This window comes from Bacteroidota bacterium (assembly GCA_020161395.1).
Lineage (GTDB): Bacteria > Bacteroidota > Ignavibacteria > Ignavibacteriales > Ignavibacteriaceae > UTCHB3.
The window spans coordinates 56,636-80,195 of sequence record JAIUOE010000008.1 but is presented as its reverse complement, the minus strand read 5'-3'; the positions used below and the strand labels follow the sequence as shown (position 1 = coordinate 80,195).

Here is a 23,560-nt window from a genome sequence, read left to right as displayed (position 1 = left end):
TTATGGTGAAGCTAATGGATATCTGTAATCTTTTAAAGACATCAAAACACATCTGCATAGTCGGTATTTCCGACAAACCGGGAAGAGACAGCGGACGAATTGCGCTCATGCTGAAAAATGAAGGCTACCATGTTTCGGGAGTCCATCCACACCTGAAAGAAATGGCAGGAATAAAGATTTATCCTTCTCTTACTGATGTCCCGGGTGATATCGACATCGTGGATGTTTTCATGAACTCGAACAGAATCCCTGAAATCATGGAAGATGTCCTTGCCGTGAAACCAAAAGCTCTTTGGCTGCAGCTCGGAATCAGAAATGACGAGGCAGTTGCCCCCGCAGTCGAAGCAGGCATTATTACAATACAGGACCGTTGTATTGCGATAGAGTACCGTCATTGCAACAGCACTCAAAAAGTTATCCAAACCTTCGGTGCCATTTATTGATTAGAATTCTCATCCCGTTTTTTTTCATTCTCCTCCTTTCCGGTCCCCTGTCCGGTCAGGACACCTCCTCTTCCGGTATCTTTAAGGTGGATTCCATTTCAATTACCGGGAATGACATCACCGATAACGATATTATTCTCGCTGAACTCGGGTTTGGTCCGGGAGATGCAATAGACTCCCTGATACTCGAATTCAACCGGAAAAGAATCTACAGCCTCCAGCTCTTCACTTCCGTTGACATGATTCTGACAAAACAGGACTCCCTTAATCTCCTCACTATCGCCGTAAAAGAGAGCTGGTATATCTATCCGATCCCTTTTATAGACAGAAACGACAAAGACTGGACAAAACTCTCTTTCGGTCTTGATGTGAAAATATTCAACTTCAGAGGAAGGAACGAATTACTCTCGGGCAGGGCCAAGCTTGGCTACGACCCCGGTTATTCGCTCAATTACAGTATTCCCTATTTTCTTAGAGATCAGCAGATATCCCTTCAAACCGATGTCAGCTATACCACGAGAAAAAACAAAAGCGATGTCGCAGAAATCCTTTACGGGCAGTCTTTTAAACAACAGGTGCTCAGAGCGGGCGTTTCTCTAGGTAAAAGATTCTCTCTTTTCCACAGGGTTTTTGTCTCAGCAGGTTACAATTACATCGAAACTCCTCTTTATGTCCCAGGAATAAACGCCTCATCATCCAACATTGACCGCTACGGATACATCTCATTCAGATATCACTATGACACCCGCAATCTGAACATCGCCCCGACAAGCGGTTTATGGTTCGGTACCGATTTTACTTATAAAGGTATTGGAAGCAGTGAAGTTGATTACAGCATTCTTTCCTTCGATATAAGAAATTACAGGCATCTCACCGGAATTTTCTACGGGAAGTGGAGGCTGGCGATGCGGGAGGCACTCGGGAAAAACATCCCATTTTACGACATCTCTATTTTAGGTGTCGATGACCGGGTCAGGGGTCACTATAATGACCATCTTGAAGGAAACGGACTCATTACAGGCTCCTTCGAAACCTGGTTCAATGTTCTTGAGGATTTTCCGATAGAGTTCAAACTACCCGTTATACCCAAAAGTCTGACCCGTTACAGAGTCAGTGTTGGTTTTCAGGCGTTTGTCGATCTTGGAATTTCGCGACCCTCCGGAAGCGGATATCTGCTCGACAGAATGCAAAAAGGGTACGGTTTCGGTGTCACCATCTCGGTGCTTCCTTATAATGTCGCAAGAGCTGAAATAGCTTTCGATGAAAATGGTAAATCACAACTGATACTAGACATTGGACTCTCTTTTTAACAAGTCGCACCCTTACGATGAAATCCTCCTCGCAAAATGTGATGAGATCGCGGCAATGCTTGCCCTCGAAATCGAGGATCTTGACCTGCCTGTAACCATGTCACCCGGACTGAATCCAAAAAACATTTATCACGCCTTTCTTACCCTTGAATCGGGTGGGAAAAGAATCGGCGGTGTAAACATCTGGTTCAGTTCAAAAAAAGGTGCGTTCAAGATTACAACCGACAAAACCTCAGACCCGGTTGCGAATCAGCTCTATCCATCGATCTCCGAACCTCAGGTGAATGAAGAAGAAGAACCCGATTTGACGGGCTGGCATATCTACACAGACGGCTCTTTCAACGGTACCTCTGCTGCATGGGCTTATGTTATTCTGCTGGACGGTGAAAAAAAATTCGAAGCTGCCGGGCTTGTAACAAATGGAGAACATGCATCCTCCTGGCAGATAATCGGTGAATTTACCGCTGTGATTCATGCCCTTGTCAAATGTGAAGCAATGAACATCAGCGAGGCAACACTTCATTACGACCTTGATCTCATCGGGAAAATCGCTACCGGCAGATACAACGCCAAAGCCCCTGTCTCACAGTTTTATCTTCAGTCTCTCGGTAAAACGAAAGTTTCTGTGAAGTGGAATAAAGTAAAAGCGCATTCAGGTGTCAAATGGAATGAATATGTTGATAAACTCGCAACAAAAGCCCTCTCAAGCAGATCAGAAATCGACCTCGATTCCCTGTTCCTGATCGAATTCAGCCAATAGTTTTTTACCCTGATTCAAATCTCCCTGATTTTTAGGGAACTTTTTCCCCTCTTTTTTGGTCTAATACATTACAGACAATACGAGTGATGTGACAGAACTAACATTTAAGTGTTACAACTTCTTTTTTTCGTCAAATATTTTGGTAAAAAGAAAAAAAGCCGTATTTTGCAAGAGAAAAATTTGGAGCCTTTATAATTTCTTAGCTACACCTTTAATTAATAACGACAGGACTGCCACACCAGGCGTTGATTGTTACTTTTTGCGTTTATTAATATTTATTCACTAATTCATTGGAGTAGCGATGAAAAGCGTAGTTGCAAAAATCGAAAACCCGTTATCTGATCTTATCTCAGACGAAATTTACGAACTCCTTTCAACACACAGCTTGATTGACGAGAAATCTGTTCGTGATTACCAGATCAGAAAGAAATTTAAACAACTTAGAGCTGGTAAAGTTTCTGCCGGTGATGCTATCGATACCATCCGTGAGGAATATCCTTACCTGCAGTTCGATACTATCCGTAAAATAGTTTATCAGATCAGCAAATAAGCTGTAATTAAATAGTTTGCATAATTACCCCAACTTGCATATATTTCCGGGGCAATTAGAATTATTTATCTAACGGATTTGTTCACCAGTTCTTCCCCTGACTGGTGAACCAGTTAAGTTGCCCGGCGATCCCCCTTGCCGGGCTTTTTATAATTTAGGATTCAATCATGGCAAAAAAAATTCAAGGAAAATCTTCTTCAAGCAGATCTTCTTCAAGGCAGGTCCCTTTATGGAAAAGCCCTTCCCCCTTTAACATCTATTTCGATACCGTCAACTATCTCCTTCTCGCATCAGGTATCGTGGCTCTTATTATAGGTTTTGTCCTCCTTTCACAAAAACCTTGGGATAATCCTGCTTCTCTCGTCTCTGCTCCCCTTATCCTCGTGGCAGCTTATGTTCTTATTCTTCCCGTTGCCATTCTTTTTCGCAAAAAGGGGAAAGCAGGGAACGAAGTTAAAGAGTAGCCCTTAGATGTTCCTCGCAAAGGTTCATGGAAATGTAGTCTCTTCAGTTAAAAATAAGGAACTGACGGGTCAAAAACTCCTCCTCGTCCGTAAAATCGACCTCGAGGGGAACTTCATGGACAACAAAGACATCATCGCCATCGATTATGTTTCTGCCGGTCCCGGTGATATCGTGATGGTCACTCAGGAAGGCGATGCTGTCCAGCAAATTATTAACAATAAAAAATCCCCCGTCCACACGATAATCGTTGGTGTTGTCGATAAAATCTCCGTAACAGTTTGACACAACAATGAAATCAATCCCGATTGAAGAATTCATTGCTCTTCGAAGGTTGCTCAACTGCAAACAAATCGGGATAGTCACAGTGAAGGCGATGCTCGATATCTATGGTACCGGCATTAAAACAATTGAAACCCCCGCCAAAGATGTAGCCAAACAAGTCAAACTCTCGGAATCCGCTTACAAAGGTTTTCTGGAAGGAGTAAAAAACGGCGACTTCGATTCCATTTACAAAAAAGATTACGATTATGTCACTTCATTCGGCTGGATAGCAGCTTACGGCTCAGAGTCGTATCCGCAGCAGCTTGTTAATATTTACGATTCTCCAATTCTTATATATGTAATCGGCGAAATTCTTGAGCAGGATAAAAAATCCCTCGGTATTGTCGGAACAAGAACCCCAACCCCTTACGGAACGAAAACCGCATCTGACATTTCAAAAGGAATTGTGAAGGAAGGTTTTACTGTAATCAGCGGACTTGCACGGGGAATCGATACCACTTCCCATAAATCCGCCCTCTCGGCTGGTGGAAGAACAATCGCCGTTCTCGGAAGCGGATTCAAAAACATCTATCCCGCAGAAAACAAAAAGCTTGCCAAAGAAATCGCCTCCTCAGGAGCAGTAATAACCGAATATGCCCCCGATACAAAACCTGATGCGATCAACTTCCCCGCGAGAAACCGTATTATCAGCGGTTTTTCACTTGGTACACTCGTTGTCGAAGCAGCCGAAAAAGGAGGAGCTCTGCATACTGCCGCATTCGCCATCGACCAGGGAAAAGCCGTCTTTGCAATCCCGGGCAATATCAACTCTGCAAAGTCAGGGGGTACAAACCGCCTGATCCAAAGGGGTGAAGCAAAACTCGTCATCGATACCAACGACATCCTCGATGAATTAAACATAAAACCCCTCAACACCACAGTAACCCCGAAGAATGAACCTCTGTTGGAAGAGCTTTCAATGTTTGAGGAGAAGCTCTACAGCTCAATTGAATATCAACCTCTCCACATCGATGAAATTGCATCGCTCACAGGCTTGAATGTTTCAGAATGCCTGATCAATCTGCTGCAACTCGAATTCAAGGGATTGATCAGGCAGTTACCCGGCAAAAATTTTGTCAGAATATGAAGAACAAATATGATTGAGCTCGATAATATTTATAAAAATTTCGGTGACAATCAGGTCTTAAGAGGAGTTAGCCTGAAAATCAACAAGGGAGAAGCTCTTGCCATAATCGGCAGATCAGGGTGTGGTAAATCAGTACTCCTCAAACACATTATCGGACTGCTGAAACCCGACTCCGGTACCGTAACAGTGGAAGGATACGATGTTAATAAAATCAAAGAGAAAGAACTTTACGAGCTTCGCAAAAAGTTTGGCTTCCTTTTCCAGAGTGCTGCCCTTTTTGATTCAATGACTGTTGGAGAAAATGTCTCACTCCCCCTCATCGAAGGAAATAGAAAATATACAAAGGCGCAGGTTGACGACCTTGTTGCGGAAAAACTCGAACTCGTCGGCTTGCCCGGAATAGAAGCACAAAAACCTGCCGAACTTTCCGGTGGTATGCGAAAAAGAGTGGGACTCGCCCGTGCCCTCATCACCAATCCTGAATACATCCTTTACGATGAACCGACAACCGGACTCGACCCCATAATGAGTGAATCAATCGACAATCTCATCAAAGATCTCAGCGTAAAATTAAATGTAACCTCCATCGTCGTCACCCACGACATGATCAGCGTAAGAATTGTCGCTGAGCGCGTCGCAATGGCACACGAAGGCAAAATCTACTTTACAGGCACTCCCGCCGAACTCCTCGCCTCCGAGGATGCAACAATCACCGACTTTATCGCCAGAACCCTTTAGACAGAACTTCAGAACCTCAGTACTTAAGTGTTTCCGGATACCGAGTTTCCGGATACCGAGTTTCCGAGGTTCTGAGGTTCCGGAGTGCTGAAGTTCCGAGGTTCCGGAGTACCGAGTTTCCGGAGTTCTGAGGTTCTCTCACAAAAGATTTATTTTTCTTTTTGCGTTTCTCGTTTCTATCCCGTATATTACCAAACTGTTTTTCAATTTTTATGAGCAAGAGCCAGGAGTCTATAGATATGTCAAGAACATGCCAGGTTACCGGAATAAAACCAAAGTACGGCAGCAGCATTTCGCACGCTCACAATCACACCAAAAGAAGATTCCTTCCAAATCTCCAGAAAAAGAGAATTTGGGTTCAGGAACTTAACAGGTTTGTTACAGTGAAGCTCACCGCTAAAGCAATCAAAACCATTGCAAAAAATGGCACTGCTGTTATCGCGCAGCTTGTCAGAGAGAAAAAAATCGCTGTAAGATAATTTCTCTTCCAAGAGTTTTAAAAGGCTGAATCTCAAGGTTCAGCCTTTTTTGTTTGTTTTACTGCTTCACGGATTTAAATCTAAAAAATGGCATAAATAATAAATGCTGTTATCATATATTTATTGCATTTTAATCTTACCGATTTTCCATTATATTATACATCGTAAAACAAATTAATCTTAAGAAATTTTAATTTGACCTTTTATAAAATAAAGCTTACCTTTTTAGACTGAATATTTTTATTTTTTCGAGATAAAATGAAGAGTATCGTACATACAAAGTGGTATCAAATCCTGCTGTTTTTCCTCATGGCTTATGTTATTGTTGCAGGAATTACATTTCCGATAGTTGCAAAACCCTCGGCATGGTATGAATTCCCGTTCATTATGGGTCTTGGTGAAAATGCCAAGATAATATTCTTCCATGTACCGAGCTCGTGGCTGTCGGTGGTTGCATTTTTGATGGCAACCATTTACAGTATAAAATATCTTCGCAAGAAGAATATTGAAGACGATATGAAAGCCTACACTTCGATCCAGATAGGAATGGTTTTTGTAATTCTCGCCACGATAACAGGATCCGTCTGGGCAAAGTTTGCATGGGGTTCGTTTTGGCACTGGGATCCCCGTGAGACCAGTATTTTCGCACTCCTCCTCATCTATGGAGCCCTGTTTGCCCTTCGCTCTGCAATCGACAATGAAGAAAAGCGGGCTACACTTTCAGCAGTTTACAATCTGATTGTGTTCGTTACCGTTCCTTTTTTCATTTTCATAATGCCGAGAATAATGGCAGGCCTTCACCCCGGAAGTGCTGACGATGACAACGCCGGTCCTGTAATCAACTTCAAAATGAATCAGAACATGCAAGTGGTTTTCTACATTTCACTCACAGCTTTCAGCATGCTTTATGCCTGGATGTGGGGAGTCGGTTCCAGAAGCATGATTTTACTCGACAAGATTAAAAAACAGAAACTTTACTAAGGATTTTTTGATATGGAATTTCTTGAAAAAAATGCAATTTATATCGTACTGATTATAGTAATGCTTACATGGGGAGGGATTTTCTCCTACCTGTATGCATTGGACAAAAGATTAAAAGAACTTAAAAAAGAAGTCGAGGAGAAATAATATGTCAGACCAGACATTTATGCAAAAAAACGGCAGGTTCGTCATCGGTGGAGCAATCATCGTGGTGTTCCTCGCATTTATGGGCTACTTCTTCACCCAGAGCAGTATCGGGTACGAAGAAAGCCTCGCAAAAGTTAAGGAATCAGGTAAAATGATCCGTGCCACGGGTGCCTGGGTGAAAGAGAAAAATTATGTCTATAAAGACAAGATTTTCACTTTCTACATGAAAGACGCTCAGGGCAATGAAATGAAGGTGCTCTATCGCGGTGCAATCCCCAACAATTTTGAATCCGCCACCAGCGTTGTGGTAACCGGAAAATATGTTGGTGATGTTTTTGAAGCGAAAGACATCCTTACCAAATGTCCTTCAAAATATCAGGAAGGTGCCCCGGAAGGTGCCACTCACCCTGACGGTGTGAAGAAAAAAGATTCCTGATAATTAAATTTTGATGAACCCTGTGAAAGGAGACCCGCTATGGCAGGAAGTATAGTACTTACTCTCGCCCTGGTATTCTCTCTCTTCTCGATGACCATGTTCTACTTTGGTTACAGAAGAGGAGAACAAGTGACATTCCTGAAATATGCCCGTTTGGGATATCATGCTATGTCAATGATGGTAATTGTTGCCTCAACTTTACTGTTATATATCATTCTTACCCACCAAAACCAATACAATTATGTTTTCAACTACAGCAACGACGACCTTCCTCTCGGCTTGCTCCTCTCCACTTTTTGGGCGGGACAGGAAGGCAGTTTCATGCTTTGGATTTTGATGACTGTTCTCATTGGTATCGGACTGCAATCTTACACTGAAAAAAGAGGTGACCTCGAGCCCCGTGTGATGATGGTTTATACACTTGCCACATCATTCCTCCTCATGATGGTCTCCCCTCTGATGAAAAATCCATTTGCCCTCATCTGGCAGGGTGACAATCCGTTTGTTGAATTAAAATACTTCGATATGAACCTGCTACAGGCGCAGGCGATGGGATTCGTTCAGAATTTCCTTTTTGGAAATGAAGGCGGAAGCCCTACACATATTAAAGTCGATAAAGATTTTATTGCGAATCTCACAGGCGCAGGTTATCAGCTTTCTGATGTGCTGATTCACGGAAAAGGTCTGAATCCTCTCCTCCAGAACTTCTGGATGCAGATTCATCCCCCGATTCTTTTTGCTGGATTCTCTGCAACCACAGTTCCTTTTGCTTTTGCAATCTCGGCTCTGATAAAAAATGATTACAAGGACTGGGTGAAACAGTCTCTTCCCTGGATTCTTGGATGTGCAGGCATACTCGGTCTCGGCATTATGCTCGGTGGCTACTGGGCTTATGGTGTCCTCGGATGGGGTGGTTACTGGGCATGGGATCCGGTTGAAAACTCAAGTCTTGTGCCATGGATTGTCAGCGTAGCCGCAATTCACACAATGCTTGTTCAGATCAGAACCCAAAAGAAAGACCCGAACAGTGGAAGATACCTTATTACAAATATTCTTCTCTCTATTCTGACTTTTGTTCTGGTTGTTTACAGTACATTCCTTACAAGAAGCGGAATTCTCGGTGACTCCTCCGTTCACTCCTTTGCTGAACCGGGAAAAGCTGTTTATATTTTTCTCGTAATTTTTGTAGTGTTCTTCACAGGTCTCGGTTTCAGCATGGTGCTTTTCAGATTGAAATCACTTCTCAGGATATCGAAAACAGGCGAAGAATCAACACTCTCAAGAGAACTTGCTCTTTTCATGGCAGCTTTCTCTCTCGGAATGTCAGCCATTATAGTCTTTGTCGGAACTTCGGCACCAATCTTTGGAGTGAAGGTAGAAATTGATTTTTACAACACGATGCATGTGCCGCTTGGAATAATTCTTCTGGTAATTAACGGATTGAGCATCATCCTGAAGTGGAAAACCACCGATAAAGGAATGCTCCAGAAAGACCTGTTAAGAACCGGAGCAATCACCGCTGTCATCAGTGCCGCTGCCATTTTCATCGGCGGGGTTGACAAGGTTATGATGATTATTCTTCTTGTTGCCGCTGTATTCTCTCTCGTGGTAAATGCCGAAGTGATGTTTAGAGTAATCAAAGGGAACCAGAGCAAACTCGGTGCCTATGTTGCTCATATCGGTCTGGCTCTCTTTGTTCTCGGAGTTATCGGTTCCTCTGCTTTCAGTTCTGAAATGGAAATTGACCTCGAAAAAGGAAAAACAGCGAATGTCCTCGGATACGATGTTACTTTTGCAGGTCTCGAACCATTCCAGGAAAACGGACATACCAAATATCATTGCAGACTCGATGTGAAATCGGGCTCGGCAACTACAGTTGTAAGACCTGTTATGTACATCGCCGATTTCAATCAGTCCCTGATGAAGGAACCTGATATGAAATACGGTCTTCTCTCCGATTTCTATGTTGCTCCTGTCGGCTTCGATGACGGATCACAGGATGCAGGCGCTGAAGGAATCACCATTTCCGAAGGGAAAGAGATATCCACCTCTGGCGTGAAAATCAAATATAAGGAGTTCATTAAACCCGATATGTCAGCCATGTCAACCGATGCTGATTTTAGTATGGGCGTCAGGGCAATCGTATCGAAAGACGGGAAAACCCTGGAAAAAGACCTCCTTTACTCCAGAATTGCCGGCAAAATGCAGGCTGACCCTGTGATAATCGAGGAGTTCGGTGTGACCCTGACCCTGAAAACTGTAAATCCCGGCGACAGGACAGCAACCGTGATCGTGGTTGACAAAAATGGTAATGCCGCAAAGAAAACTCCAAAAGAAGTTCTTACCATCCACGCATCCATCAAACCAATGATCAATCTGGTTTGGGCTGGTGTACTGGTTGTGGTTTTCGGTTTTGTCATATCAACAGTCAGAAGATTAAGAGAAGCTCAACACTGATCTTTTTTTCTTGAAATAATTATTAAAGGCTGCCTCAAAAGGGTAGCCTTTTTTGTTTTCTGCAATAAAATTTGTAAGTTCCATCAACAAACCACTTTTTTTGTTGCGGGAAGCAAAATGAAAAAATATGTTTTTACCTGGCTGGTATTTTTAACCCTCTGCCTTGACGCACAACTCACACCTCTGCAGAGGTTTCAGGATATCGATGCCATTCGGGCAATCGTCGTCTCAAACAACAGAATTCTGGCTGCTACAGGTCAGAACATACTCCTTACCAGCACTGACTCCGGTGTGACATGGGATGAAATAAGCAACCCTCTCCTTACGGGGATAAACAAACTGACCGTTGCCGGCAATTCGCTGATATTTGGCTGCGGCGAAAACGGTAAAGTTATCCGCTCAACAGACAACGGCCTTTCGTGGTTCCAACTTGCCACCGGCACTTCCGCCAACCTCCTCTCGATTACGACACTCAATTCAACTACCATTCTCGCGTGCGGTACGGGAGGAACAGTGATCAGGTCAACGGACAATGGCGTGACTTGGAATGTTACGACCCACGGCATCAATAATCTGAACGACATAAGTTTCTCAAACCAGATGAAAGGGTGGGTGGCAGGAGATAATGCCAAACTGCTCGGAACAACCGACGGCGGTAATTCCTGGTCTGCATTACAAGTCGCCACATCCGGATTCGATATGGCTGTGCTCGCTCTCCATTCCGATACCATGGTCACTGTTTTTGGGAGGAACGGTATGGTGCTTGCCTCCACGAATGGCGGTCTCGATTGGAAAAATGAAGTGCAGGCATATTATATGTCCGGAGATACCGTTATCGCCGCCTGGCACAAGAGCAGGGATTCGGTTCTCTTCGCTGATGATGGCGGTTCGATTGTTCTCTGCGTCATACAGCCCGATACCATTTTCTGTAAAAAATACGGCGGCCAAACACCTCCACCCCGAAAATATCTTGCCGCTTTTAAGACCATGGACGACTGGTTCTATGTCACCGGGGTTGGTCCCTCAATTGCGAGAGCATACAATAAAAGCGCTGGATGGGAACAACTGCTGTTGACAACAAAAGGGATCGAGCTGTGGAATATGCGGTTTGCTGATGCCAATGTCGGCATCGCCTGTGGTAAAATACCGGATGTATCATTCTGGACCAGGGGGTTCGTATTCACTACCACTGATGGTGGACAAAGATGGAAGCAATCTGCTGATGTCCGTCCGTTGTTGAATGTTCATCCCATCTCGCCGCAGAGGTTAACAATGATCGACTTTGCTCTCTGGTTCAGCGGGGACAGCGGAAAAACCTGGCAAAGGCAATATTCCGCAGGAACCTATCTCAGTGATGTTATTTTTCTGGACTCCAATAATGTATATCTGATCAATTATGTTGAATTCCCCGGACCTTACGACATAAAATCCCGGCTTTACCGGTCCACTAACGGAGGCACTTCCTGGACACTGATCAGGCAAACCAGCGAATACTGGTACAATGAGATTCTTGTGGGAAGCGGGGGTCTTGTATGGATCAGGGACAGAACCCGTTCACTGGTTATGGTGAGTAAAGATCATGGGTACAATATTCACGCCTATCATAACCTCTATGGAGGTAATGTCGTTGGGGGCCTTGCCTTTGAACGGGGATACATAGCCTTCAGCTCGGGCTCAATCTCTTTCACTACTGATGCCGGTATAAGCTGGACAACAACCTACAGTTCTCCCTGGTCCATTCTAAATGGCGGATCAAAAAGCATTGACGGGAAATCGATCGTCGTCGGGAACGACGGGAAGATTATCGCAACGACAGATTCGGGAGAGACCTGGCAGCAATTGAACAGCGGCATGACTGACCATCTGACTTCGGTTGCACTTCTCCCCGATCTCTCCTATGTGGTCGGAACAGTCTCCGGAAAATTTTACAAAGGTGATCCCCCCGGTATTTTCACCGGTATTGAAGATGAAAATTTCGAAGTGCCCGTTGCTTTCACTCTCGGAAACTACCCGAATCCCTTCAACGGTTCAACTGTCATACATTTTACACTACCCGAAGATTTCAACTGCCGGCTGGAGGTTTTCTCGTCCCTTGGTTCTCTCATCTTTTCGAACGACATCAAAGGCAGCAAGGGAGAGAACAGATTCAATTTTGATGCATCCGGGCTTGACTCGGGTGTTTATTTCTACCGTGTCAAGGCGGAAGGCAAATTCCTCACCGGTAAGATGATTCTTTTGAAGTAGAGCGAAGTCATCATACTGAATTTTATAATTCCAGTAGAAAGTGTTAAATTTGGAAATCTGAAACACTTGAATATTAGCAGGTCTATATGAAATACATACTCTTTATAATTGCTGCCCTCGCAACTTTTCTGAGCATCGAAATGAGTGCTCAACCCGTACAGGCAGAGAGGACAGAAGTAATTGTCCCAAACGCCTTGAGCTTCTATAATGGAAAAGGTGCGGGTGAAATACACTTCAGCGATTCATTGAATGGCATATCCTTCATTGCCCAAACACCGTTCTACGGACTCACCACAGATGGCGGAGGAACCTGGAAAGATGGAAAAACTTCAGTGCAACTCGATCAAATAATGAAGATGTACTCTATAGGAAGGGATTCAATAGTTGCCATTCGCGACAGCCAGTTTGTCTATCACAGTTACAACGGTGGCGAATCATGGTCTCTGGCAGCCACACTATGGGCGGGTGAAAAGTTCAACAACGGCCTCTTTTTCAATCACCGGTATGCTGTAAATTTCACTTCGAATAATGAACTGCTGATATCCTCAGACCTCGGTATCTCATGGCTTCAGGTTCCCTGGCAGTACAGGGATGTAAAGCCAACCTTGTTTTACAATAACGGGTATCTTTTCGTAACCGAAGATCCCCAGTACCCGCTTCCTGCAGCCATTTTATTCTCAACCAATAACGGAATCTCATGGAACAGGACAGAACTTCCGTCAACCATCTTTGATTATACCTTTATCGCAAAAGGGGAGGCAGGTTTCATCATCGGCACTTACAATGGTGTCGTATACCATGTTTCTCCGGGTGGTGAAATACTCAAAAGGCTCACTTCTCCCGGAAATGCTCAAGCCTACGGATATTCTTTTGTAAGTGATTCAGAAATCTGGTGTCTGGATAACGACATAAACTACTACACCGCCGGAATTGCCCGCTATTCAGTTACCGATTCAACTGCCACCTATCTTCCCCTCAATTTTCGACACAGATTTATGAATCAATTTACGGTAACAACATGGGATAAATTCGTTTTGGGTTCGAATTACTCACCGTTCCATCCCGCTGTAATGGTTATCCACAGAGAGGGGCTTCACGATCTGAAAGTTGAACAATACAAACTGCCGGGGAATGTTTTCGCCTCATGCCTCTATTTTATCAACGATTCGAAGGGATTTGCCGCCACTTCCAAAAATGCCATATTGAAAACCACCGACGGAGGCGATTCCTGGATTGAAACATCTGTCCCCGTACTGATGGCTACCATTACAAGTTTTGCACGAAAAAGCGATTCGGAAATTATTGCGATTTGTGAAGGAGGCGATATTTTGGAATCCAATGACGAGGGTAACTCATGGCAAACAATAAGCTCTGCCTTCAGAGGTTCAATAAAACGGGCTGCATTTGCGGGAAGAGATACAATCTTTTTCTGCACCGAAGATTCCCTCTATATGACGACTCCTTCATGGCAGCAGATTACTCCTGTTTACACCGGACTCTCGGGAGGAACCTTTCAGAACCTCAATTTCTATGACAGTTATAATGGCTCTGCCACTTACCCGACAAGTAATACTACAAGCGACGCGCTTATAACAACCGACAGAGGTGCCACCTGGCAGAAACAATCATTTCCCGGAAGAATCTTTACCCTCGACCCCGGTACTCTGGGGCTCCTGCATAATTCCTCGGACGGAGTTACGGCATGGTATGAAGAGTCGGCGTGGCGATATATAGGTATAACGAGTGCGCCGACACTGGTGGATCAATCTCAGGGCGGATTCATCGCTCTGACGGGTAATCAGAATCATCTTATATTCAACCGGGGAAGCAAAATAAATTGGAAGGATATTTATCTCGGACCCAATATTGAGAAAAAACAGATTGTAGCTGCGGGAGAAAATAACATCTTTCTGCTGAGTGAAAACGGGAAATACTGGAAATTTTCACGCTCAACTGATTCACCTCCGCCTACAACGATACTAAGAAACTACCCGGTTGACGGCTCTCCCTATGAATTCCATAACCTTTTGTTCAGATGGGAGGAACCATGGACGGTCGCCCCTGTAACGGAGTATCATTTTCAACTTGCTCTCGGTGACACTTCAAATATCGTTGAAAACATCACCGGGTTCGATTCCACATCATGCAGAGTGACTCTTACCGCCGATTCATCTCTCTATTTCTGGAGAGTAAGAGCGGCAAATAAATATGGCTGGGGCAGTTTCAACCCATGGTACAGTTTCAAATCTTCAACCATTGCTCTCGAGGCAGTTGCCTACCAGACTCCCCTGGTTGCCGATCTTACCGCATCCATTATCCTTCCCGATGGAAGATTGATGGTGGGTAACAGCAGGGGTGAAATCGCACGAACCGACCAGCTCCCTATAAACTGGACAACGGTTACCTCGGGCACAACATTCCCCATTCTCCGATTTTATCATGACCCGGGTAATGGGAATGTGTTCTACCTGACAAACGGCAACTTTATTGCCTACTCGACAAACAGAGGTTATTCCTGGATACGAAAAGAAGCCCCGTTTGGCAGTACCATGATCACTTCACTGGCTCCACTTCAACCAAACAAGTTGTTCGGTACCGGTTATTATGGCAGCATCTTCCAGGCAGGTTCTGGCCCGGCATCATGGACGAGAATATGGTTCGCTCCAAGTTATGGAAACCTCTTGAGTGCTTCAACGATGGGAAGCGATAAAATTGCAGCAGTCGGTGAATACGGTAATGTAACCCTGTCAGATGACGGAGGACAGACATTCCGATACATTGGAATGTCACAACAGGAAGTTTTCAAAAAGGTGAGCTTTGCCCGTGACGGCACCATCGTGATTCTCAACAAAAACGGAGAAAGAAGAACATCCACCGACATGGGCTATACCTGGAAACACGAATATTTTGAGATTCGTACTCCTATCCGGGATATGGTAACAAGAAATGGCGTAAGTGTCGTCGTCGATTCACTCGGTGGTATATACACATCTTTATCCCCAACTGATCCATGGAGATACAGTAAACTGCCAGAAGGCTCCAGACCTATGGGGGTGGAAATTTCCGGACAAACCATACTCATCTCCGCCAGGTACAATAAATTGTTCCTTGTCCCGCTGAACTCGGGTAATCCCACCGGAATTGAAGTTGGTTCCACAGTTACTCATTTCACTTTGTCACAGAATTACCCGAATCCTTTCAACGCTTCCACTGTGATCGGGTTTACCATCGCCTCTCCGGGTTCTTATGTGCTTGAGGTTTTTAATACAATGGGTGAAAAGGTAGCAACACTTCACGAGGGATGGTTCGAAAAAGGGACTTACCGCGAGCATTTTAACTCCGGTGAACTCGCAAGTGGTATCTATCTTTATCGATTGCGGGGAAATGGGGTCGTTCTAACCAGTAAAATGTTAATTCTGAAATAGGGGGACGCAATGAAATATTTTTTTATTTTTCTGATTTTACTTTTCACGACCAACCGCTCGCAGCTTCAGAATGTTTTTAAATTTAATGAAGTTGAATCATTTATTGTTGTCGATTTTTTCGATGCTTCCACAGGTTTTGTAGTTGGAAGCAACGGGGAACTGTACAAATCAACCGACAGCGGGAAGACTCTACAAAACATTCCTGTTCCGGGTAACAGAGGAATCACCAACCTTGGTATTTCAAGAAATGGCACCGTTTTTGTATGTGGCTATCAGGGTATGGTGGCATACTCGATAGACAGGGGTCTGACCTGGATCGACCTCTCGCTCACAGATTATCCGGGGCAAAAACTCTCATTTATACAGTCTCTTTCCCCTTCAACTCTTGTTATCACTGGTGAAAACGGCTTTTTCGCCAAAAGTGAGGATATGGGCTCCTCCTGGAATGTGCTCCGGTTGGGTATCGACAATCTCGAGAAAGTTGTCTTTTCCGACTATAACAGAGGCTTTGCACTCAAGGAGCACGGCGGAGTGCTTTCAACTACAGACGGGGGTCTTACCTGGACCAACTATTTTCTCCCCTATTCCGGTTCCCCGATTAAAGCTGCATTTGTCCTTGGACAGAATCGTCTCTTTATTTCAAAAGACTTTACGATTATCTTCTCAAATAATGGTGGACTTACTTATACCTCCAGAAAATTAATTCTTGACAATTCCTTCGCCGGAGCAATGGAAGTGGAACCGGGTAGAATATTTGGCTGTCTCGAACGAAATCGTGACTTTTTGATCCAGTATGCTGGTTCTGCTTACATACTCGATGAGTATAACATCAGTGGTAACAGAAATTATACAGGCATGTGGCTCAAGGGTTCCAGGATGTATCTTATTTCAAAGGGACCTGACCTGATCTATGGCGATCCGGGGTACTCAAATTGGAAAAGTACAATAGTCTCTTTTGCCGACCGCCCACCCCATACAATTATGATTAACAGTGAAACAGACTGGACTGTCAGCGGAAATGCTCCCGGAGAGAAAAGAGGAAGAATCGCAAGAACCACTAATTCCGGTAATTCATGGTTCTATGTCTATGACGATAAGTGGGTTGGTTCCTGCTATTTTCCGGGCAATAATACAGGTTACAGAGTGCGGGAGAAAGCTATCGATTATTCCTCTGACAACGGCAATACCTGGTCTTCAATGTTGTCGTTGAACTCTGGAATTATTATTTCAGAGCAGTCATTCTCCCGGAATGATGGTTATTTCATATCAACCGACACGCTGGAAAAGCCCAGACAGAATGCATTCAGCAAATTATACAAGCGTACCGGTGGATCTGTAAACACTCAAATCAATCTGACCGGTGGCAGGCTGACCCATCTTAACTTTATTTCTCAACAAAATGGTTGGGTTTTGCGCGACAGTATGCAATTTTATGTAACCACGAACGGAGGAACCAACTGGATTCTGCAACCTCAGGTCACACCGTTGATATCCTCCTATACACGGTTCGGCAGTAATTCAGGTGTCCTCGTCACAAGGTCCGGCTATATAATGAAATCAACCGACAATGCCGCCTCATGGCAAACCGTTTTTGTTGACACAACTCTTCGTTTCAACACCATTTCCTCGATCGGTGCAAATATCATCGCGGCAGGAGATTCGGGTTGCCTATTTGTTTCTGCTGATTCGGGTAACACCTGGCAAAAAAAGGAAACAGGGAATAAATTCCATTTTACGGTTGTTAAATTTATTAATTCCGGACAATTTTTGATATCCACCAGGTCCGGTGGTTTGTATCGTGGCGATACAGGCGGTTCCCTTGTTTCGACAGACGACGAAAAATCAATCTTTGAGATACCTTCTGCTTTCACACTCGGCAACTACCCGAACCCATTTAATGGCTCAACTGTAATACATTTTACACTACCAGAAGATTTCAACTGCCGGCTGGAGGTTTTCTCGTCACTCGGATCACTCATCTTTTCGAACGACATCAAAGGCAGCAAGGGTGAGAACAGATTCAATTTCGATGCAGCCGGGCTTGACTCGGGTGTTTATTTCTACCGTGTCACAGCCGGCGGGAAAGTTCTTACCGGGAAGATGGTACTTTTAAAATAATGCAATCACAAAAAGGCTAAGTATGAATCTCAGATTAATCTTTAAATTATCCGGTTCAGCCATTAAGACAAAACCGGGAAAGTTACCGGGGGACAGTCATTTCTTACGCTCCCTCTTATGCCTGATTCTTCTGCCTGTTTTGGTCCACACTCAAAAGTTCAAGGTGGAACAAACGGAGGTGTATATTAATGAGAGCTGGGTCTCCACTCCCTTCGAAATGATCTCCGACATGAGTTTCATCGACAGTTTGAGGGGATTTATGATTTCAGGTTCATACGGCATCCCCCTGGCATTAACAACCGACGGAGGACGAACATGGACAACCAAAAACGAACTCTCAGGGCAGGATCGGGATGGAGACCTTATAATGTTTTCCTCCGACACACTTCTCTATATCTCTGTCAATAAAAAGATAATCTACACTTACAATGGTGCACAAAGCTGGAGTATCATTGACGATGCCAGAGGAATTACAGGTGATATTGCCTCTGTTGTGTTTTATGACCGTCTAAGGGGAGTTTCCACAACCACTGATGGAGCAACCCGTCTTACGGTTGATGGTGGCTCCAATTGGACGGTTCTTCCCAATGATTCGGCTGGATTAAACAGCAGGTTAAAAGTTTACGGCAATTATACCATCGGTTACGGAAGCGGATCGGGATTCATCCTCTCTCCCGACAAAGGAGCCACCTGGAGAAAAATCCTGTTTAGTGACTCAATCAGCACCCCCAATTTTATGAAAATAATGAACGGGAAAGTGTATATAAGCACGGCTGCAAACAGATGGTATATAACCGGTCTCGATGGTCAAATTTTGCAGCAGGAATACCTCGGGACTGGTCCCGATGTAAAAAGATTCGCGTTTCCTTCAGACAATGAGATATGGGCTGCTGACAGGACACAGGGTGTCAAAATCTCGGTACCCGGTTCGGGAATTTGGGTTTATTCAGGCTTTCCTGAACAGCGAAATGTTTCTGGCGTCTATGAATCATTTAATGGACTGGTTCTTGTAGGGATCTATGATGTTGATCAGGGGTGCGCAATGATGCAACAACGGAATCCCGGTAAACTCCACAGCGTCAGAAACAGCAAACTGCCGGGCAACCTCAGGCTCTCTGCCGTAAAAATTGTTAACCCCGGTCTCACTCTGGTTGGAAGTTATGATGGCATTATTTTCAAATCATCGGACATGGGTTTAACTTGGGAATCCACGACCGGCAACAACATCTATCCGGCAATCACAGATATAACATTTAAGGATGCTTCACTAATTTTTGCCGGTTGCGATGGAGGTTCGATTCTTAAGTCCACAAATGGGGGTTCTTCCTGGACTCTGATAAAAACCAGTATCAGTGAAAAAATTACAGGTATTGAATACAAAAAAGTCGATTCCCTCTTTATTACCACCGAAAGCAAGGTTTATACTGCCACCATCTCGAATCCTGCAAATCTTGTTCCGCTGAATCTCAATACATCATCTTCCGGGCAACTCTATAAAGTCAAATTTTGGGACCGGAATACCGGATATATTGGTGCAACAAAAAGCAGTTTTTACACAACAAATGGCGGAAAAAGCTGGACTTCATATGGTTCTGCCAGTTTGCCCCGTGGCGATGTCTCAATTCTGCCGGGAGTTGCTTCATACCAGATCTCAGGTAGCACGAAGTTACGGTTTCATCATCAGGTGTTGCCCCTTATTTTTGACGCCGATTTCAGGGGCATCTTTGAACTGATAGATAACGATTCAACTTCCGGCTACATAATCGACACTTATTACGGCTCCATTGTACCGGTCTATCCACTCGAATCCCGTTTCGAATATCTCCTCGCCGGTGGACCGAGGGCTTTGAATGATTTTGACTATTACAACATTGATTATTCGCTCGGAGTGGGCGATGCCGGTGAGTTATTGTTCATTTCGCGAAGAAGTTCGCAGGAACCCCCTTCAATTTGTTACGGACTCACACCAAATCGCAACTCCACCATATCAGGAAGGGATATTTCTCTTGACTGGACTGAGCCTAATGTTCTGGTTCCAACCGGTGAGTACCAAATTGAGATAGCAAAAGGTGATACTTCCAATATTGTCGTCTCGCAAACCGGAATCGACTCAACATGGTTTAGAGTAACCGGACTCGAGGAGGAGAAAACATACCACTGGCGTGTTCGCGGGAGAAACGCATTTGGCTGGGGTAAGTTCACGGGTTGGGTGACATTTTTCCTCGGCAGGGAAATCTATGCATTCAACCAGTACCAGCTTCCCGTTTCAGCAACTGTTAATTCGATAACTGAATCATCAAATGGTATCCTGTTTGCTGTGGGTAATTCCGGTTTTATTTCAAAATCCTTTGATTTCGGAATATCATGGCAAGTGCTGTCCGTCCCCTTTTCGGATGATCTAAAATATTGTACAGTAAATCCTTTTTCAAATACAGTTTTTGTTGCTTCGGCTACAGGCGACCTGCTTTCCTCTTCCGACAATGGAAATTCATGGCAAAGGACTCCGGCAATTCTAACAGGCTCGATAATTAAAGCTGTTACTTTCCCCAATGCAATGGACGGATATTTATGCGGTTCCAATGGCCTTATAGCCCGTACCTCTGATGGTGGTGCGACATGGTTGCTTTCAAGTATCCCGGTCTCTTCCGGTCATATGAATGCCATACATGCAGAAAATGAAGGGGTGGTACTTGTAGCTTCAGATAATGGCAAATTGTTCAGATCCGAAGATTTTGGATACTATTTTGACTACATTGAGATCTTTACAGGTGACAACTACAAAGCCCTATTTAAATTCAACGATAAATTGATTATTCTTGCAGAATCGGGTTCAGGACTGACCTCAACCGATGGCGGCATAAACTGGAGTGAACTGAATTTGCACTTGAATGGTACTCCCCGGGTGACGGATGTTTCCGCCGGAAGATTCAGAATTCTGTCATTCGGTAACGCCCTTTTCACATCCACCAAGGATGGTTCTGCACTCTCATACCAGCTTCTGCCGGGAACCAACTCAAAGAATGCAATCTATTTGACTTCGACCGGCAATCTCATTGTTGCGGGCAGCGGGTCCAATATTTTTGTGGGAAGAGATACCTCAACTGTTTATACTTCCCTCGCCGGTGATGAAACCGGTACTACCCCGGGAAGCCATCAACTTTTCCAAAATTATCCGAATCCCTTCAACGGCTCCACGGTTATCCCGATTTACTTAAAAACGGAAACCCAAGTGTTGGTTGATCTCTACAATTTGCTCGGTGAAAAGGTTTTATCGATATATAATGGTGTTTTGGATGAAGGCAATCATCTGATTTCGCTGGATGCTTCCGGAATGGTTAGCGGAGTTTATCTGTATCGCCTGAATGCCGGCGGAACCGTGTTTACTAAAAAACTTGTACTGTTAAAGTAGGGAAAATGACGATGAAAAAATATCTGCTCCTTATTCTGTCAATATCATATTTTTTGGCTGAAGCTCAACTGACTCCAACTCAGCCGATGCAGGAAATTAATGCTTTTACATCGGTTGTTGCAGACGGACAGCTCATTATTGCCTCCACAGATAAAAATAAAATTGTAAAAAGTACCGATGGAGGTACGACATGGCTTACAGTAACAGGAAATGTACCTGCGGGAATTAATAAACTTTACTCCCCTGCCCCCTCATTAATTTTTGCGTGCGGAAATGGTGGCGCCATGACAAAATCATCCGATTTTGGAGATACATGGTCTCCGGTTAATTCAGGCACCACAGTCGATCTCCTTGACTTCACTTCGATCAATTCATCCATCCTTTTCGCCTGCGGTAAAGCCGGTAAGATCATCAAATCAACCGATGGCGGAAGCTCATGGACTGCCATGAATCCAACACAATTTAACATCAATTCAATCAAATTTGCAAGTCAGCAAACAGGGTGGGCTGCCTGCGATAACGGAATTATCCTGCGTACTCTCGATGCCGGTGCCACCTGGGCAAGAGTTCCGGGAGCAAGTGCACCTTGTGATTTCGGTGTGATTACCCTCCATGGTCTCGACGGTATATTCGTTTTCGGACGGGAGGGACAGGTTGTTGCTTCCACAAACGGGGGAATTGACTGGAAATACGGAGATGAGACCTACTACATGAAGGGAGATACAGTTATTGCTGCCTGGAATTATGGAAGGGATACCGTTGTATATGCAGATGATCGCGGAGCTCTAAGTATGGTCATTATGAAGCCAGACAGACTTGGCTTCGACAGATTTGGCGATCAGGCTCCACTTGAAGCAAGATACAACGCGGCTTTCAGAACAGCGGACAAAATGTTTTTCGTTGCAGGTTCCGGACCAAATCTCTCGAAAGCATATGGAAGCGGTAACAACTGGACTCCTCTGATTCTCCTGTTAAAGGGGAAGAATTTGAGACTCTTAAAATTTGCCGGTGATAAAGTCGGGATTGTATCCGACTTTGATGCCCAGTATTACTATTCAGAATCGGATGTTTTTGTCACCACTGACGCCGGTGCCAACTGGAGATTTGCAAAGCGGGGTACCCGGCTTAGAAGCCTTCAGGCACTTTCTCCTGAAAAATTATACATCACCGAATTGTCAGCCTGGATGAGCCGCGACAGCGGTAAAGTCTGGACCACAAAAACAAATATTGATGGCTATTTCAGAGATATGCTCTTTTTAGATTCTTTGAATGGCTATTGCCTTAGCTATTATCTTTACCCGACTCCGCCGGGTCTGCCACGGGGAAGACTCTATAAAACCAATGACGGCGGTTATACCTGGAGCCAGCTTCAGATTTTCGAATCCTGGTCTGTATGGGATATTTATGCTGACAAGACAGGCAGAATGTGGATTTCTCAAGGTGCCTACGGTGATATTCTTGTGAGCAATAATGGCGGAACCGGTCTTTCATCGAGTTATGTAAGCACTAACGCCATGCCGGTGGGCGCAAACATTGGTGAACGAGGCTACATGGCATTCGGAGATGGTAAAATTGCATTCTCCTCATCAGGTGGTTTTGGCTTTACCCTGAAGTATGACCAACCCGGAATCACTCTGAACGCCGCTTCCAACAGCATTGACGGGAAATCCCTTGTTGTCGGAAATGGAGGGAAAATGCTCGCCACGACAAATGACGGTGAATCATGGCAGGAAATAAACCTTGGAACCAGCTCAGACTTTACAGCAGTCGCGCTTATGTCCGATTTGTCTTATATCGTCTGCACCGGTTCGGGAGAAGTTTTCAAAGGTGAACGACCCTTTATCTTTACAGATGTCAAAGATGAAACAGCAAACTCTGAAATGCCCGTTGCTTTCACACTCGGCAACTACCCGAACCCATTCAACGGTTCAACTGTAATACATTTTACACTACCTGAAGATTTCAACTGCCGGCTGGAGGTTTTCTCGTCCCTTGGTTCTCTCATCTTTTCGAACGACATCAAAGGCAGCAAGGGTGAGAACAGATTCAATTTCGATGCAGCCGGGCTCGAATCAGGCGTTTATTTCTACCGGGTCAAAGCCGGCGGGAAAGTTCTTACCGGTAAGATGGTACTTTTGAAATGACCTGATGCTTAAACCCGTTAACCATATCGACTGTCAAACACTTTTA

General features: G+C 44.5%; 18 protein-coding genes. All 18 read left to right on the top strand.

All coding sequences use genetic code 11. The features are described 5' to 3' along the window. Window positions 1-14: 14 nt before the first annotated feature. The 18 genes from LCH52_12875 (at window position 15) to LCH52_12790 (ending at window position 23,514) form a co-directional block, all read left to right on the top strand. Complete coding sequence (locus LCH52_12875; protein MCA0389376.1) at window positions 15-443, top strand: CoA-binding protein; 429 nt, start codon at window positions 15-17, stop codon at window positions 441-443. Next, window positions 440-1,753, top strand: coding sequence for an outer membrane protein assembly factor (locus LCH52_12870; GenBank protein MCA0389375.1), 1,314 nt, complete (start codon window positions 440-442; stop codon window positions 1,751-1,753). Before LCH52_12875 ends, LCH52_12870 begins: the two co-directional genes overlap by 4 nt. Beyond that, window positions 1,737-2,513: a hypothetical protein gene (locus tag LCH52_12865; protein MCA0389374.1), complete on the top strand. Its 777-nt coding sequence runs from the start codon at window positions 1,737-1,739 to the stop codon at window positions 2,511-2,513. Before LCH52_12870 ends, LCH52_12865 begins: the two co-directional genes overlap by 17 nt. Window positions 2,514-2,814: 301 nt before the next feature. Then, window positions 2,815-3,063, top strand: coding sequence for a hypothetical protein (locus tag LCH52_12860; protein ID MCA0389373.1), 249 nt, complete (start codon window positions 2,815-2,817; stop codon window positions 3,061-3,063). Window positions 3,064-3,230: 167 nt separating this feature from the next. Continuing rightward, a complete protein-coding gene (locus tag LCH52_12855) occupies window positions 3,231-3,527 on the top strand; it encodes a DUF3098 domain-containing protein (GenBank protein ID MCA0389372.1) in 297 nt (98 codons plus the stop codon). A 7-nt stretch (window positions 3,528-3,534) separates the two neighbouring features. Further along, on the top strand, window positions 3,535-3,810 hold the full coding sequence (locus tag LCH52_12850; protein MCA0389371.1) for a EutN/CcmL family microcompartment protein: 276 nt from the start codon (window positions 3,535-3,537) through the stop codon (window positions 3,808-3,810). Between the two features lie 7 nt (window positions 3,811-3,817). Then, window positions 3,818-4,936, top strand: a complete 1,119-nt coding sequence (gene dprA, locus LCH52_12845) for a DNA-processing protein DprA (protein MCA0389370.1) — start codon at window positions 3,818-3,820, stop codon at window positions 4,934-4,936. A gap of 9 nt (window positions 4,937-4,945) precedes the next feature. Continuing rightward, entirely contained in the window at window positions 4,946-5,674 is a 729-nt protein-coding gene (locus tag LCH52_12840) for an ABC transporter ATP-binding protein (protein ID MCA0389369.1), read from the top strand. 239 nt (window positions 5,675-5,913) lie between these two features. Then, a complete protein-coding gene (gene rpmB, locus LCH52_12835; GenBank protein MCA0389368.1) occupies window positions 5,914-6,153 on the top strand; it encodes a 50S ribosomal protein L28 in 240 nt (79 codons plus the stop codon). A 258-nt stretch (window positions 6,154-6,411) separates the two neighbouring features. After that, the gene (locus LCH52_12830) at window positions 6,412-7,134 is read left to right on the top strand and encodes a cytochrome c biogenesis protein (protein MCA0389367.1); all 723 of its coding nucleotides are present in this window, start codon (window positions 6,412-6,414) and stop codon (window positions 7,132-7,134) included. Window positions 7,135-7,146: 12 nt separating this feature from the next. Continuing rightward, complete coding sequence (locus LCH52_12825) at window positions 7,147-7,281, top strand: CcmD family protein (GenBank protein MCA0389366.1); 135 nt, start codon at window positions 7,147-7,149, stop codon at window positions 7,279-7,281. A gap of 1 nt (window position 7,282) precedes the next feature. After that, entirely contained in the window at window positions 7,283-7,717 is a 435-nt protein-coding gene (locus LCH52_12820; GenBank protein MCA0389365.1) for a cytochrome c maturation protein CcmE, read from the top strand. Between the two features lie 39 nt (window positions 7,718-7,756). Then, window positions 7,757-10,174, top strand: a complete 2,418-nt coding sequence (ccsA, locus tag LCH52_12815) for a cytochrome c biogenesis protein CcsA (GenBank protein MCA0389364.1) — start codon at window positions 7,757-7,759, stop codon at window positions 10,172-10,174. Between the two features lie 117 nt (window positions 10,175-10,291). Then, the gene (locus LCH52_12810) at window positions 10,292-12,418 is read left to right on the top strand and encodes a T9SS type A sorting domain-containing protein (protein ID MCA0389363.1); all 2,127 of its coding nucleotides are present in this window, start codon (window positions 10,292-10,294) and stop codon (window positions 12,416-12,418) included. Window positions 12,419-12,504: 86 nt separating this feature from the next. Beyond that, window positions 12,505-15,843, top strand: a complete 3,339-nt coding sequence (locus LCH52_12805) for a T9SS type A sorting domain-containing protein (protein MCA0389362.1) — start codon at window positions 12,505-12,507, stop codon at window positions 15,841-15,843. A gap of 9 nt (window positions 15,844-15,852) precedes the next feature. Then, window positions 15,853-17,961 carry a T9SS type A sorting domain-containing protein gene (locus tag LCH52_12800; GenBank protein ID MCA0389361.1) on the top strand — a complete coding sequence of 703 codons (2,109 nt, stop codon included), beginning with the start codon at window positions 15,853-15,855 and terminating at the stop codon, window positions 17,959-17,961. 178 nt (window positions 17,962-18,139) lie between these two features. Continuing rightward, entirely contained in the window at window positions 18,140-21,370 is a 3,231-nt protein-coding gene (locus LCH52_12795; protein MCA0389360.1) for a T9SS type A sorting domain-containing protein, read from the top strand. A gap of 11 nt (window positions 21,371-21,381) precedes the next feature. Then, window positions 21,382-23,514, top strand: coding sequence for a T9SS type A sorting domain-containing protein (locus LCH52_12790; protein MCA0389359.1), 2,133 nt, complete (start codon window positions 21,382-21,384; stop codon window positions 23,512-23,514). Window positions 23,515-23,560 lie beyond the last annotated feature (46 nt).

Coding starts and splice junctions, on each gene's coding strand:
- LCH52_12875 (MCA0389376.1), top strand. CDS start 15: ATGGATATCTGTAATCTTTTAAAGACATCAAAACACATCTGCATAGTC.
- LCH52_12860 (MCA0389373.1), top strand. CDS start 2,815: ATGAAAAGCGTAGTTGCAAAAATCGAAAACCCGTTATCTGATCTTATC.
- LCH52_12855 (MCA0389372.1), top strand. CDS start 3,231: ATGGCAAAAAAAATTCAAGGAAAATCTTCTTCAAGCAGATCTTCTTCA.
- LCH52_12850 (MCA0389371.1), top strand. CDS start 3,535: ATGTTCCTCGCAAAGGTTCATGGAAATGTAGTCTCTTCAGTTAAAAAT.
- dprA (MCA0389370.1), top strand. CDS start 3,818: ATGAAATCAATCCCGATTGAAGAATTCATTGCTCTTCGAAGGTTGCTC.
- LCH52_12840 (MCA0389369.1), top strand. CDS start 4,946: ATGATTGAGCTCGATAATATTTATAAAAATTTCGGTGACAATCAGGTC.
- rpmB (MCA0389368.1), top strand. CDS start 5,914: ATGTCAAGAACATGCCAGGTTACCGGAATAAAACCAAAGTACGGCAGC.
- LCH52_12830 (MCA0389367.1), top strand. CDS start 6,412: ATGAAGAGTATCGTACATACAAAGTGGTATCAAATCCTGCTGTTTTTC.
- LCH52_12825 (MCA0389366.1), top strand. CDS start 7,147: ATGGAATTTCTTGAAAAAAATGCAATTTATATCGTACTGATTATAGTA.
- LCH52_12820 (MCA0389365.1), top strand. CDS start 7,283: ATGTCAGACCAGACATTTATGCAAAAAAACGGCAGGTTCGTCATCGGT.
- ccsA (MCA0389364.1), top strand. CDS start 7,757: ATGGCAGGAAGTATAGTACTTACTCTCGCCCTGGTATTCTCTCTCTTC.
- LCH52_12810 (MCA0389363.1), top strand. CDS start 10,292: ATGAAAAAATATGTTTTTACCTGGCTGGTATTTTTAACCCTCTGCCTT.
- LCH52_12805 (MCA0389362.1), top strand. CDS start 12,505: ATGAAATACATACTCTTTATAATTGCTGCCCTCGCAACTTTTCTGAGC.
- LCH52_12800 (MCA0389361.1), top strand. CDS start 15,853: ATGAAATATTTTTTTATTTTTCTGATTTTACTTTTCACGACCAACCGC.
- LCH52_12790 (MCA0389359.1), top strand. CDS start 21,382: ATGAAAAAATATCTGCTCCTTATTCTGTCAATATCATATTTTTTGGCT.